We start from the raw sequence: 12,716 nt of genomic DNA, 5'->3' as shown, positions 1-12,716 counted from the left end.
TTCAGTCGATCGTCACGTAGTCGGGGCCGGAGTAGTGTCCGACCTGCATCTTCTGCCGTTGCATCAGCACGTCATTGAGCAGGCTCGAGGCGCCGAAGCGGAAGAGGCTCGGCGTGAGCCAGTCCTCGCCCACGGTCTCGGCGACGGCGACGAGGTACTTGATGGCGTCCTTCGAGGTGCGGATGCCGCCGGCCGGCTTCACACCGACCCTCGCCCCGGTGAGGCGGTGCCAGTCGCGCACGACCTCGATCATCGAGAGGGTCACGGGGAGGGTGGCCGCGGGCTGCATCTTGCCGGTTGAGGTCTTGATGAAGTCGCCGCCGGCGAGGATGGCGAGCCAGGAGGCGCGGCGCACGTTGTCGTAGGTGCCCAGTTCGCCGGTCTCGAGGATCACCTTGAGGTGGGCGACACTGCCGTCGGCGCGGCGGCAGGCTTCCTTGACGGCGACGATTTCGTCGTAGACCTGGCCGAAACGACCGGAAAGAAAGGCCCCGCGGTCGATGACCATGTCGATCTCGTCGGCGCCGGCAGCGACGGCGTCGGCCACGTCGGCGAGCTTCACCGCGAGGGAGGCGCGGCCGCTCGGGAACGCGGTGGCGACGGAGGCGACGAAGATGCCCGGGTCGCGACCGGCCGCGTGTGCGGAGCCGAGCGCCTCGACGGCGTACGGGACCATGTCTCCGTAGACGCAGACGGCGGCGACGCGGGGGCAGCCCGGGTCACCGGGGTCTGGCGTGCGCGCCTTGCCGACGAGGGAACGGACCTTGCCCGGCGTGTCAGCGCCCTCGAGGGTCGTCAGGTCGATCAGGCCGATGATCGTGTCGATCACCCGTTTCTTCGAACTCGTCTTGATCGAGCGCGTGCCGATGGCGGCGGCGCGCTGTTCGAGCCCGACCGCGTCGATCCCGGGGATCCCGTGCAGGTAGCGGCGGAGGTTCGTGTCTGTGGCCTCGCCGCCGATGACGGCGAGGGCACGGGACCTCGTCGACGGCTGGGTCGCGACCACTGGGATGCTTGTCATGAAATGTCCTCGCAGGGTGGTGGGGTGGGTGTCACGGGGGCTCCGGATGCCTGAGGGGGTTCCGGTCAGTGGGTTTCGCCCAGGACGGCAAGGGCGGTGTCCTCGTCGGTGACGAGCACGGTGCAGAGGCCGCTGGAGACGATGGCGCGGGCGACGGCGTGTTTTGTGCTTCCCGCGATCACGGCGATCGCGGTCGGTGCCCGGCGCAGTTGTTCGAGCCGGATGCCGATGGTCCGCTCGTCGAGCTCGAGGTCGACGATATGGCCGTCCGCGTTGATGTACCGGCCGACGATGTCTCCGACGGCGCCCTTGCGCACGAGTTCGGCGACCTGGTCGGCCGTGAGGTAGCCGCTGTCGACGAGCGCCGAATTCTCGTCGGCCTGGCCTGCGCTGAACAGGTAGGCGGATGCCGCGCTGCCCAGGTCGAGGACCGTCGCGACGGCGCGGTCGGATTCGATCGCGAGCTTGGTTTCGATGCGCTCGAGGATCGCGGGACTCGGCAGCAGGGTCGCGGAGCCGAGCGCTTTCTGCGCGATCGTGACCGCGGTCGCCGCAGCCGTTCCCTCCCGCCGGTTGAGGCTGACGCCGCCGTTGATCTGCACGACGTTGACGCCGCGCGCCCAGCCGGGCTTCAGGCCCCGGGCCACCTCATGCAGGGTGCGGCCCCAGCTGATGCCGAGGGTCGCCGGAACCGGACGGAGCGCAGTGAGGTAGTCGGCGGCGGCCTGGGCCGCCCGGGACTGCAGTTCCTCGTCGGTCGAGACGCCGGCTGCGGAGACGACGACGGCGTCGCTCAGCCCGGTGTGTTCCCGCAGGCGACGCTCGACGATGAGGCGGCGGGCTCGCGGGTGCACGATCTCGATCCGGATGAAGCCGCTCGCCTTGGCCTGCGCAAGGAGCCGGCCGACCTTCCAGCGGGTGAGCCGGAGGACGGCGCCGATCTCGTCCTGGGTCTTGTTCTCTTCGTAATAGAGTTCGGCGGCGCGAATGGACAGCAGTTCGTCTGTATCGATCACGCGGTCCTCCGTTGGCTCCCCATCCAGCGTAGGACGCGTCGATGCACGCCTCAACTGTTGTGGGAAAACTTGCTCACATGAGCAGAGCGTCCGTGAGGTCAGCGGGAACGGTCGAGGTCGTCTTCGAGGAGATGCGGGCGGGCGATCACGCGCGCGGCGAAGCCGACGGCGAGGGCGGTCGCGATCAGGAACCAGATCGGCCAGCTCCAGCCCCCCGTGAGCCGGTGCAGCACGCCGACGACAAGCGGCCCGAGGGCGCCGAGGATGTACCCGACGCTCTGGACGAACCCGCTGAGCGCGACGGAGCCCTCGTGGGTGCGCGTGCGGAGGTTGATCAGCACGAGCGCGAGCGGGAAGTAGAGCGGGCCGAGGCCGGCGAGCAGCACCCAGAGAACCGTGAGCGTGCCCGGTGCGAGGAGGAGACCCACGTCTCCGGCGATGAACGCGAACATTCCGACGTAGATCAGGAGGCTGAGGTTCTTCATCCGTACGGCGAGCCACGGCACGACGAGCGCGCACGGCAGTCCGACGGCGGCGTAGAGGGAGAGCAACGTCCCGGCCTGGCCGGGGCTGATCCCCGCGGTCTGGGTGAGCATCAGCGGAAGCCACGCGAAGAGCGCGTATGCGTTGAGCGACGACGTCCCGAAGACGACGGCGATCGCCCAGGCGATCGAAGAACGGCCGATGCGGGCCAGCAGCACCGGCTCAGCCTCCGGGACCGCCGGCGGGGCGCTCTGCGACATCCGGTGTCGCACGAGCATGGTGGCCCAGGGCACGAGGGCGAGGAGCGCGGGGATCATCCACATGCCGAGGGAGACCCGCCAGCCGGCGGCATCCGCCACCGGGACCGCGACGAGAGGCGGAACGAGGGTGCTCACGGACAGCACCGTGACGTAGAGGGAGGTCACGAGGCCGACCCGGTCGGGGAAGTACTTCTTGACCAGCGGGGGCAGCAGGACGTTACCGGCGCCGAGACCTGCGAAGGTCACGATGCTGCCGCCGATGAGCCAGGTCAGGGAACCGGCGCTGCCACGGAGGAGGTGACCGGCGAGGATTGCGATAAGGGCGACGACAACGACCCGCTCGAGCCCGATGCGGCGCGTGAAGACCGGGGTGAAAATGCCGAAGGCCGCGAAGCAGACCGGCGGGAGCATGCCGAGCACGCCGATGGCGAGCGCCCCGAGCGGGATGTCGACGCTGATCGCCAGGACGATCGGAGACAGTGCCGCGACTGCCGTGCGCAGGTTGGCCGCGACGAGGAGGATGCCCAGAAGCGCGAGGGTTCGCCCGGCCCAGAGACCGCGGATCAGGGTGGGGTTCACCGGCCAAGTCTATTCACCGGGCGAGTCTAGGCTGGACGGCATGCCCGACATTTCCCAGTACCTGCCGTTCAGCCGCAAGCCCCAGGTGGACGACACCGGGACGACCTCCGACTGGAGCCCGGAGATCGCGGCGACCCTGACCGGAATCGCCGGCATCCTTGAGACGCTTTCCGCAGAGGAATGGGAGACGCCGAGCCTCTGCGGCGGCTGGCGGGTGCGCGACGCGGCCGGGCATCTGGTCTGGCGGGTCGGTACCCCGACGCGCCAACTGCTCGGCACCGGGTGGACGGCACTGCGGGAGCAGCTGCCGAACCTGAGTGTGGACCATGCCGTCGACACCCTCAGCCGTCGGGCCGCCGAGGCGGACCCGGACGAGCTCATCGCGTCGCTGCAGACCACCGCCGCCGAGTACGCCGCGGGGAGGGTGACCGCCCGGGGGCGGCACGGCATCACCGAATTGACGGAGGTCGTCGTCCACGGACTCGACCTGGCGCATCCGCTCGGCAGGGCCCTTGAGGTCTCGCCGGTCGCGCTCGGCGCGGTTGCCGTGCGCAGGGCGCTGATAGCACCCACTCCGGTCAAGGCGGTCGTGCGCCGCCGCACGCTCGCGGCCACGGATGCCGGCTGGCGCGTCGGGCGCGGAGCCGTGATCGAGAGCACGGGCGTGAACATCGTGCTCTTCCTCTTCGGCCGGGAGGGCTTCACGCCGACCGGGCCGCGCTCCCCCGGCCTAAGCTCTGAGCGCTGAGCCCTGAGCGATGAGCACTGAGCGCTGAGCACTGAGCGCTGAGCCCCTGCAGCGTGCTCGCTTTCAGTGGCGGGTCGAGCCGGCGAGGAGAGTGCGGATCTGGTCGACGTCTGCCCGCATCTGCAGGATCAGCGGATCGATTCCGGTGAACGCGACCATGCCGCGGATCCGCTCGACGAAGGACACCTCGACGACGTGACCGTAGAGGTCGAGCTCCCGGTCGAGTACGTAGGCCTCGACCTGCTTCTGCGCGACCCCGTCGAAGGTCGGATTGTTGCCGACCGAGATGGCGGCCGGGTAACGATCCGCGCCGTCGGTCAGCCAGCCGGCGTAGACGCCGTCGGCAGGGATGAGCCCCTCGGATTCCGCGGAGAGGTTGGCCGTCGGGAACCCGAGTTCGCGGCCTCTGGCCGCGCCGTGCACGACCTCTCCGCGCACGGTCGGGGTGTGGCCGAGCAGTTCGCCGGCCGCCCTCACATCACCGCTCGCGAGCAGTTCCCTGATCCAGGTCGACGAAACCCTGCGCACCCGGTCGGGCTTGACATCCTCGATCAGGTCGACGGCGAAGCCGAAGCCTGCGCCGAGCTCGGTGAGCAGGGCGACGTCACCGGCACCGTGGGCGCCGAAGCGGAAGTCTCTGCCGACGAGCACGTGCCGGGCGTGCAGCCCGTTCACGAGGACGGTCTCGACGAAGACCTCAGGCGGCAGGCTCGCGAGGTCCCTGGTGAACTCGAGCACGAGGGTGGCGTCGACGCCGGTCTCGGCGAGCAGCCGGAGCTTTTGCTCTGCGCTGATCAGGAACGGCGGGCACTTCTCTGGGGCGAGCAGGGCGAGCGGATGCCGGTCGAAGGTCACGACGACCGCCGTGAGCCCCTGCGTCCCTGCGATGTCTTTGAGCCGGTCGATCACGGCGCGATGGCCGGCGTGGACGCCGTCGAACTTCCCGATCGTGACCGCGGAGCCGGGGGTGCCGGTCTCGAGAGGGAGGGAGCCGATGCCGGAGAGGACCTTCACGAGCGGGCCCGTCGGCCGGCCGCGCCCTGTGGACGTGCCGGGCCCTGTGGACGTGCCGGGCCCTGTGGACGTGCCGGGCCCTGTGGACGTGCCGGGCCCTGTGGACGTGCCGGGCGGTGGCGGGCGAGCCACATCATCCCGAGAATCGGCAGCACGAGCGGGATGAAGAGATAGCCGCTGCCGAAGACCGACCAGACCGAGTCGTGCGGGAAGAGCGCGGGGTCGACGATGCTCAGGGTGCCGACGACGAGCACGCCGAGCAGCTCGAAGGAGATGGTCGCCCACGCGACGCGGTACCAGCGGCCGCTGCTGCGAACGAGCGCGATGGTCGCGACGATGTACACGACCGCGGACAACGCGGACAGCGAGTACGCGAGCGGCGCCTGGTCGAATTTGGAGGCGATCTGAACGAACGACCGCCCGGTCGCTGCGAGCGCGAGCAGCCCGTAGACGGCGATCAGCAGGCGTCCGACGCCGGTGACCCTGCGCTTCTGCGGTCCATCGACGACGTTCTCGGCTGCGCTCTGTGGTCCGGTCATGGCCTGTTAATTATCGCAGCATGTGGGAGCGTGACTCTCACAGCCCCTGCACTGTCCAGATCTGGAACATCCGGTACACCATGACCGCGATCGCGAGGCACGCGCCGCCGAGAATGACCGTGCTCCAGCGGCTGCGTTCGATGAGCGCCCAGGCGGCGGCTGCAACCGGAACGAGGAGTGCGCTCACGAGGTAGGTGTAGAACTCGAGCAGGCTGCCGCTCGCCGGGTTCCCGGCTAACGGCGCCGCGATCGAAACGACGAGCTGCCCGACGAGGAGAAGTTCGACGAGCGCCGTCGCGCCCATCGTGAGATCGTTCGGGACCCGGCCGAGCAGCCCGAGGAACAGGCAGAGCACGCCGGCGAGCACCGCGACACCGACCTGGAGCCAGGTGAACCACTCGATCACGAGGACTCCCGCGCTGCGGCCTCGTCGGGCGGGAAATTGATCACGGTACGGGCCTGGGCGCCCCGAAGCTCGACGAGGCCGACGAGCCGGCCGCCGGGGGCGATCGCGGCGAGCGGGGCCGCGGTCCCCGCTGCCCCGGTGTCCGCGATCTCGGTCGTGACCTCGATTCGTTTGCCGTGACCGAGGTCGATCGCCTGTTGCTCGGTGAGGTCGAGGCGCCCAAGCACGCGCGTCGCGGCGTCCGCCGGCCTGATGAGAGCGGCGACGACGTCGAGCTCCGCGAGGGGCTGGGCGTTCTCGATGCGGAACGGACCGATGCGGGTGCGGCGGAGTGCGGTGAGGTGCCCTCCGACGCCGAGCCCGACGCCGAGGTCGCGGGCAAGGGCCCGGATGTAGGTGCCAGAGGAGCATTCGACGCGCACCTCGAGGTCGAGGAAGCCGTCGACGGCCCTGCTCGAGAGCAGTTCGAAGGCGGCGATGGTGACCGGCCGGGCGGGCAGCTGCACGTCCTCCCCGTCGCGGACGCGGGCATACGCGCGCTTTCCGTCGACCTTGATCGCGCTCACCGCGCTCGGCTGCTGGCTGATATACCCGGTCAGTCGGCCGATTCCGGCCGCAATGGCCGCGGGCTCGATGAGTGCGACGGATGCCTCAGGCGCGCGGGAGATTTCCTCGCCCTCCGCGTCGTCCGTGGTCGTCGCCGAGCCGAGCCGGATCGTGGCCAGGTATTCCTTGTCGAGCCCGACGATGAAGGTGAGCAGTCGGGTCGAGCTGTTGATGCCGAGGATCAGCAGGCCGGTGGCCATCGGGTCGAGGGTGCCCGCGTGGCCGACTTTGCGGGTGCCTGCGAGGCGTCGCGTGCGGGCGACGGCGTCGTGGCTCGTCCAACTCTGCGGCTTGTCGACGAGGAGCAGGCCGCTCGCGGTGGAATGCACCCGCGCGCTGTTTCGGGACGAGGTCTCGTCGTTGGGTTCGGTCTCGCGCTCGATGTCTGCACTCATGAGCGTGTCCCTGCAGTGCCGGTCGGGGCGTGCGAGGTGGACGTGGCGTGCGAGGCGTGCAAGCCTGTCGAGGCTGTCGCGGCGAGCACGACGTCGAGCTTGCCTCGGAAGGCGCACCGCATCAGCTCCTCGGCGGCCTCGTCGTCCTCGAAGATGTCCGGGAGCCGGATGGCGAGCAGGGTGTTGAAGAGCATGCCGTCCGCGAGGAAATCGCGGACGATCTCCGGGGGGAACCCGGCTTCGTCGCGCAGCATCCGGTAGATCTGCAGGAAGCCCTCCCTGGCCTTGGCGCCGATCACCGGGTCATGCCCGGTGATGAAGGCCTGCATGAGCGAGAGCAGGATGCCGCGGTCGTCGATCAGGTCGACGTATGCGGCCCCGAGACGGGCGACGAGCGAGTCGGCGTCGTCGCCGCCGGCCGGCTGGGGCTCGGCAAGGACCCCGCGAAAGGTCGTGATGAGTTTGTCGAGAGCACGGGCGACGACCTCGAGGAAGAGGTTCTCCTTCGTGCCGAACATCCGCACGACGTACGGCTGGCTGATCCCGGCGGCCTGCGCGACCTGGTCGGTCGTGGCACCGGAGTATCCACGTTCACCGAAGACCCTGCTCGCCGCGGCCAGGATCTGTTCCCTGCGCAGTGCCGCGGGGATTCGTTCGGTGGTCGGTTCTTTGGCTGCCGTACCGGATTCTTCACTCACTCTTGACATGGTATCCGCGAATAACCACTGTCTCTACTTGTAATCATTCGATTACAATTCTCCCTGCTGCCTCGTCCTCTCGACTGGATACCACGTGTCCCAGCCCTTCACCCGTCGCGTCCCGATCTGGCTCGCCATCGTCGCGTCTTCACTCCCCGTGTTCATGGCCACCCTCGACGACCTCGTCGTGACCGGCGCCCTACCCGTGGTCAACCGAGACCTCGGCGCTTGCATCGAGGAGCTGCAATGGGTGATCAACGCGTACTCACTGAGCTTCGCGACCTTCATGTTGATGGCCGTCGCCATCGGCGACCGCTTCGGCCGGCGCACGGTCTTCCTCGCCGGGATCGCGATCTTCACGGTCGCCTCCGCGCTCGCCGGCCTCTCGACCGAGCCGTGGCAGCTCATCACAGCGCGGGCTATCCAGGGTGTCGGGGCCGCTGCCCTGATGACGATACCGTGGACCCTCGCGCCCATGGTGGTCGCCCCGCTCACCGGCCTGCTCAGTCCGCGAACGGGCACACGGCTTCCGATCGTGCTCGGATTCTCCTTCCTCGCCATCGCGATGGGCTGGCTTGCGGTGGAAATGAGTGCGACGGTTGCATACATCGACCTCGTGCCCGCGTTCCTCCTCGCCGGCGTCGGAATGGGACTCGTATTCGTGCCGAGCTCGACGGCAGTGCTCGCGAACATGGTCCCGAACGACCACGCGAAGGCAACAGGAACCAACTCGACCCTGCGCGAGATCGGCGTGGCGCTCGGCGTCGCCGTCCTCACCGCGGCCTCCACGGGCGCCGGAGGAGAGCTGACCGCGGCCGGCTACGTGGGTGCGGTGGTCCCGGCGATCGTCGTCGGGGCATCCGTGCTCGCTCTTGCCGCCCTGATCGGGCTCACCCTGCCCCACGGTCGCCGTGCGCCCGCCGCGACTCCCGCCCCCGAACCCGTCGCGCTCTCCGTCTGAACGTTCCGGTAGCTCGCGAGAGTGCGTTTTTGGCCCGTACGAACGGGTTTTAAGGGCCAAAAGTGCACTCTCGCGGGAAGGACGGGCGGGATGGGCCGGGCGGGGCGACCTAGGCTGGGGGGATGCGAATTGCTGTGATCGGTGCGGGTGCCCTCGGCGGAACGTTCGCCACGCTACTGGAGAAGGCCGGGCATACCGTGACGGTTACGGCGCGTGGGAAGGCCCTGAGCGTCATCCGCTCGGAGGGCATTCACCTGACCGGCGGCTTCGGCGACGAGACCGCCCGACCGGCGGCGGTCGAATTGCTCACCGAGACTCCCGAACTCACGCTCGTCTGCACCAAGGCGCAGGATGCCGCCGCCGCGATCACGGCGAACGCGGCGGTCCTCGACGGCTCGCCGGTAATCGTCGTGCAGAACGGGCTCGACGGTGTCGCCACGGCGCGACGGATCCTGCCGAACTCCGACTGCTTCGGGGCGCTCTCGATCATCGCCGCGAACTATGCGGCTCCGGGGCTCGTCACCGTGACCACGCCGGCACCGACGTACATCGGGCACGATACCGGCTACATCGACGCGGGAACGCTCGCCTGGCAGGGTGTGCTCGACGCGGCATTCCCGACGATCGCGACCTCGAACTTCGTCGGCGCCCAGTGGACGAAGCTCGTGGTCAACATGCTCAACGCGCTCCCGGCAGTGACCGGGCTGAGCGTGCAGGAGGTCGTCGACGACGCGGGGCTCCGCCGGATCCTGACCGCGAGCATGCGGGAGACCGTGCGCGTCGGCGTCGCCCGCGGGGTGCGGTTCGGGGCGCTGCAGGGGCTCGGCGACCGCCGGTTGCGTGGTTTCGCCGGCCTTCCGCTCTCGATCGGGCAGCTGCTGCCGCGCATGATGCGGGCCAGGATGGGCGACGTACCGAACCTCGGCTCGACCCTGCAGAGCCTCCGCAGGGGTCAGCTGACCGAGATCGACCACCTCAACGGGGTCGTCGTACGTGAGGCCGCCGCAGCAGGCGTCGCCGCGCCGGTCAATGCCCTGCTGACTGCCCTTGTGCACGAAGTCGAGGCCGCCGGACGGCCGCTCGCCCCGGCCGAAGCGCTCGCCCGCTTCGCCCCGTTGCGCCTGCGGTAGGACGCGGTGCCGGATCAGCAGCTGTCGAAGAAGAGGCGGCGGGGATCCGCCGGATTGGCGAGGTCGACGACGGCGGTCGCCCAGGTCCTGGGCCGGACCTCGGCCCGGTAGAGCCGGTTGGCCAGGGCCTGGTCGTTGGGAACCGGGGAACCACCCTGCGCAAGCTCGGTCGTGGTGATCGCGGCGTCACCGAGTTCCCCGGAGGGCTTCAGCTCAGCGGCGAGGTCGATGAAAGCGCCGGTCGTCGAGGCATCCGCTGCGGTCTCGGTCAGCACGCTGAACGACCAGCCGTCGCGGAGTTCCTTCCTGAGCAGGAATTCACCGTCGAAGATCAGGGTGTCGTCGGCAGGCCCCGTCGCGCCGTCGGCGACGCGGAACGGGACCAGGAGCGCCCTGCGGAGCAGATCGACGTCGTCGCGGTGGCGGAACAGTCGCTCCGGCGAGGCCGGCCCGAAGGCCGCCTGCTCCTCGGGGGAGCGCTCGAAGTCGGCGAGCGAGGCGCGGGACACGGCGTGCCCGGTCTCGGCGAAGGCCGCTGCGAGGTCGTCGGCGAAGGCGGCACGCGCGATGGGGTCCGTCCCGTCGATCGCGACCATCGTGCGGCCTCGGCCGTAGAGGCTGAGGATCTCCGTTGCGAGGTCGCGGAGGAAGTCGAGGCGTGGTGTCGAAACAAGCGTCATGAATCGAGCCTAGGTTAGTGGGGTGAATGCAACCGTCATCGCGCCCGTAGAATCCGCGGGAGTGCCAGCCACCGGGTCTGCCGCCGAGGTCTCCCCCGAGGTCGCGCCAGCGGCGCCGCTGACCGCTGCACCCGAGGCCGAGGCCGAGGACGAGTCCGACGTCGAGGTCGCGGGCACAGGTGAGATCGCCGGCCTCGTCAATGCCTGGTTCGGCCTGCACGCTCGCGACCTGCCCTGGCGCCGCGACGGTTTCGGCGCGTGGGGGGTGCTCGTGAGCGAGTTCATGCTGCAGCAGACGCCCGTGACCCGGGTGATCCCGCATCTCGAGGCGTGGCTCACCCGGTGGCCGACCCCCGCCGACCTCGCCGCCGTTCCGCCGGGCGAGGCCGTGCGGGCATGGGCGACGCTCGGCTACCCCCGGCGCGCGCTCTGGCTGCACGCCGCGGCCGTCGAGATCACCGGGAACCACGGCGGCGTCGTGCCGCAGGACGTCGACGTGCTCCTCACGCTGACGGGGATCGGCGACTACACCGCGCGGGCGGTCGCCGCGTTCGCGTACGGCCACCGGCACCCGGTCGTCGACACGAACACCCGCCGGGTCATCGCCCGGTGCGTCGCCGGCCAGGCCGAACCCGCGCCGCCGAGCCGCACCCGCGATCTCGCGGCCATGACTGCTCTCCTTCCGGCGGACGTCCGTGCCGCGGCCGTCTTCAACGCCGGCGCCATGGAACTGGGCGCGCTCGTCTGCACGTCAGCACGCCCGCGCTGCGCGGACTGCCCGCTTGCCGCGCTCTGCGCCTGGCGCGCGGCCGGCTACCCCGAGTACCAGGGTCCGAAGAAGACGTTGCAGAAGAAGTTCGCCGGCAGCGACCGGCAGGTGCGCGGCCTGATCCTCGCCGAGTTGCGCTCGACGAGGCACCCGGTGACGGATGCCGAGATCACCACGCTTTGGCCGGACCCCGCCCAGCTCGGTCGGGCCCTGTCCGGCCTCCTCTCCGACGGCCTCGCGGTGCGCGTCGCCGCAGGGTCATACTCGCTCCCCCACGAGTAGGCGCGACCGTGAGCATCGGGATCGGCACCTCCGGCTGGAGTTACGAACACTGGGACGGGGTGCTCTACCCGGCGGGGCTCCTCGCCGCCCGGCGGCTCGAGGTCTACGCCGCCCGTTTCGACACCGTCGAACTCAACTAGAGTTTCTGCCGCTGGCCGCGGGAGTCGACGTTCGCCGGCTGGAGACGCCGCCTTCCCGAGGGATTCCTGCTCTCGGTGACGGCGCCCCGTGGACTCACCCACGCGAAGAGGCTCCATGCTCCCGAGGTCCGGGCTGCACGGATCGAGGCGTGCTGGCACGAGCTCGGCGACAAGCGCGCCGTCCTGCTCGTGCAACTGCCGCCGGCCATGGAGCGCGACGATGTTTGCTTTGTCGAGCTTTGCTGCGATGCCGGCCATGGGGTACCTCCACAGCGAGAGGGGCTTTCCGGGGAACGAAAGCTCTTTTAGGCGTAGTTTTCCTCGGTCTCCCTCGCTAGGTGCGCTGCGTCAGCGCCCGCCGGGGGTCGCCGTTATTCGGCGTGGTGACCGACGGCGGGAGTCTCGTCCTCGTCGTCGTCGTCCTCGTCGCCGTCCTCGTCCTCGAATTCGCGCGGCTTGACGTAGGGATCTTCGTCGCCGGCGTACTGGGCGCCCTGTGCGAGCGCGCCGACCTGGCTGTCGCGCTCCCGCGCTTCGCGGAGAAGGTCGTCGATGAGGGCGGCGTTCTCTGGGATCGCGTCCGCGATGAACTCGAGCGACGGGGTGAGCCGGGCGGTGATGTTCTTGCCGACCTCGCTGCGCAGCAGCCCGGTGGCCGCCTTGAGCGCCGCGGCGCTGTCGGTGCGCTCCTCGAGGGAGCCGTAGACGGTGTAGAAAACGGATGCGTGTTGCACGTCACCCGTCACCTTGACGTCCGTGATGGTCACGAAGCCGAGCCTCGGGTCACGCAGGCCGCGTTCGAGCCGCTTTGCCACGATGACCTTGATGCGGTCGGCCATTTTTCTGGCGCGTTCCGGATCTGCCATGGTCTCACTCCTCTTGCTTCGGTACTGCGTTACGTCGTTACGGGGAAGAACTCGTGAATCGGGAAGCTGTCGTGCTGAGCCACCAACGGGCCTCAGGCCCCTCACGGAGAGGAGCCGGAGACC

The 12,716-nt window shown here is 69.6% G+C and carries 14 protein-coding genes and 1 pseudogene; 5 read left to right on the top strand and 10 right to left on the bottom strand.

Annotated elements, in window-relative coordinates; genetic code table 11:
- Position 1: 1 nt before the first annotated feature.
- The 3 genes from deoC to RCH22_RS01510 form a co-directional block, all read right to left on the bottom strand.
- The gene (gene deoC, locus RCH22_RS01520; RefSeq protein WP_327012562.1) at positions 2-1,021 is read right to left on the bottom strand and encodes a deoxyribose-phosphate aldolase; all 1,020 of its coding nucleotides are present in this window, start codon (positions 1,019-1,021) and stop codon (positions 2-4) included.
- Between the two features lie 65 nt (positions 1,022-1,086).
- On the bottom strand, positions 1,087-2,037 hold the full coding sequence (locus RCH22_RS01515; RefSeq protein WP_327012561.1) for a sugar-binding domain-containing protein: 951 nt from the start codon (positions 2,035-2,037) through the stop codon (positions 1,087-1,089).
- A gap of 98 nt (positions 2,038-2,135) precedes the next feature.
- Positions 2,136-3,359 (bottom strand): MFS transporter, encoded by a 1,224-nt coding sequence (locus RCH22_RS01510; protein WP_327012560.1) that lies wholly within the window; start codon positions 3,357-3,359, stop codon positions 2,136-2,138.
- A 40-nt stretch (positions 3,360-3,399) separates the two neighbouring features.
- Between RCH22_RS01510 and RCH22_RS01505 the strand changes: the two genes are divergently transcribed.
- Positions 3,400-4,107 (top strand): maleylpyruvate isomerase family mycothiol-dependent enzyme, encoded by a 708-nt coding sequence (locus RCH22_RS01505; protein WP_327012559.1) that lies wholly within the window; start codon positions 3,400-3,402, stop codon positions 4,105-4,107.
- 63 nt (positions 4,108-4,170) lie between these two features.
- On the opposite strand, the gene RCH22_RS01500 is transcribed toward RCH22_RS01505, so the two are convergent.
- The 5 genes from RCH22_RS01500 to RCH22_RS01480 are packed head-to-tail and all read right to left on the bottom strand — an operon-like array spanning position 4,171 to position 7,765.
- The gene (locus RCH22_RS01500) at positions 4,171-5,121 is read right to left on the bottom strand and encodes a bifunctional riboflavin kinase/FAD synthetase (RefSeq protein ID WP_327012558.1); all 951 of its coding nucleotides are present in this window, start codon (positions 5,119-5,121) and stop codon (positions 4,171-4,173) included.
- Complete coding sequence (locus RCH22_RS01495) at positions 5,118-5,660, bottom strand: hypothetical protein (RefSeq protein WP_327012557.1); 543 nt, start codon at positions 5,658-5,660, stop codon at positions 5,118-5,120. The genes RCH22_RS01500 and RCH22_RS01495 overlap by 4 nt, the downstream gene beginning before the upstream one ends.
- A gap of 37 nt (positions 5,661-5,697) precedes the next feature.
- Entirely contained in the window at positions 5,698-6,066 is a 369-nt protein-coding gene (locus RCH22_RS01490) for a hypothetical protein (RefSeq protein ID WP_327012556.1), read from the bottom strand.
- Positions 6,063-7,067 (bottom strand): tRNA pseudouridine(55) synthase TruB, encoded by a 1,005-nt coding sequence (gene truB / locus RCH22_RS01485; protein ID WP_327012555.1) that lies wholly within the window; start codon positions 7,065-7,067, stop codon positions 6,063-6,065. Before truB ends, RCH22_RS01490 begins: the two co-directional genes overlap by 4 nt.
- Entirely contained in the window at positions 7,064-7,765 is a 702-nt protein-coding gene (locus tag RCH22_RS01480; RefSeq protein WP_327012554.1) for a TetR/AcrR family transcriptional regulator, read from the bottom strand. The genes truB and RCH22_RS01480 overlap by 4 nt, the downstream gene beginning before the upstream one ends.
- 94 nt (positions 7,766-7,859) lie before the next feature.
- On the opposite strand from RCH22_RS01480, the gene RCH22_RS01475 reads away from it, so the two are divergent.
- Positions 7,860-8,726, top strand: a complete 867-nt coding sequence (locus RCH22_RS01475) for an MFS transporter (protein WP_327012553.1) — start codon at positions 7,860-7,862, stop codon at positions 8,724-8,726.
- Positions 8,727-8,848: 122 nt separating this feature from the next.
- A complete protein-coding gene (locus RCH22_RS01470; RefSeq protein ID WP_327012552.1) occupies positions 8,849-9,856 on the top strand; it encodes a 2-dehydropantoate 2-reductase in 1,008 nt (335 codons plus the stop codon).
- Between the two features lie 14 nt (positions 9,857-9,870).
- On the opposite strand, the gene RCH22_RS01465 is transcribed toward RCH22_RS01470, so the two are convergent.
- Positions 9,871-10,536: a hypothetical protein gene (locus RCH22_RS01465; protein WP_327012551.1), complete on the bottom strand. Its 666-nt coding sequence runs from the start codon at positions 10,534-10,536 to the stop codon at positions 9,871-9,873.
- Between the two features lie 184 nt (positions 10,537-10,720).
- On the opposite strand from RCH22_RS01465, the gene RCH22_RS01460 reads away from it, so the two are divergent.
- Both RCH22_RS01460 and RCH22_RS01455 read left to right on the top strand, forming a co-directional pair.
- The gene (locus RCH22_RS01460) at positions 10,721-11,587 is read left to right on the top strand and encodes an A/G-specific adenine glycosylase (RefSeq protein WP_327015428.1); all 867 of its coding nucleotides are present in this window, start codon (positions 10,721-10,723) and stop codon (positions 11,585-11,587) included.
- Between the two features lie 8 nt (positions 11,588-11,595).
- Positions 11,596-11,949 (top strand): annotated as a pseudogene (locus RCH22_RS01455) (DUF72 domain-containing protein); the annotation flags it as partial.
- Positions 11,950-12,098: 149 nt separating this feature from the next.
- On the opposite strand, the gene rbfA reads toward RCH22_RS01455, so the two are convergent.
- A complete protein-coding gene (rbfA, locus tag RCH22_RS01450) occupies positions 12,099-12,593 on the bottom strand; it encodes a 30S ribosome-binding factor RbfA (RefSeq protein WP_327012550.1) in 495 nt (164 codons plus the stop codon).
- Between the last annotated feature and the right edge of the window lie 123 nt (positions 12,594-12,716).

Source organism: Cryobacterium sp. GrIS_2_6 (assembly GCF_035984545.1).
Classification (GTDB): Bacteria; Actinomycetota; Actinomycetes; order Actinomycetales; family Microbacteriaceae; genus Cryobacterium.
The sequence above is the reverse complement of the archived record's forward strand: the minus strand, read 5'-3'. Positions and strand labels throughout refer to the sequence as shown.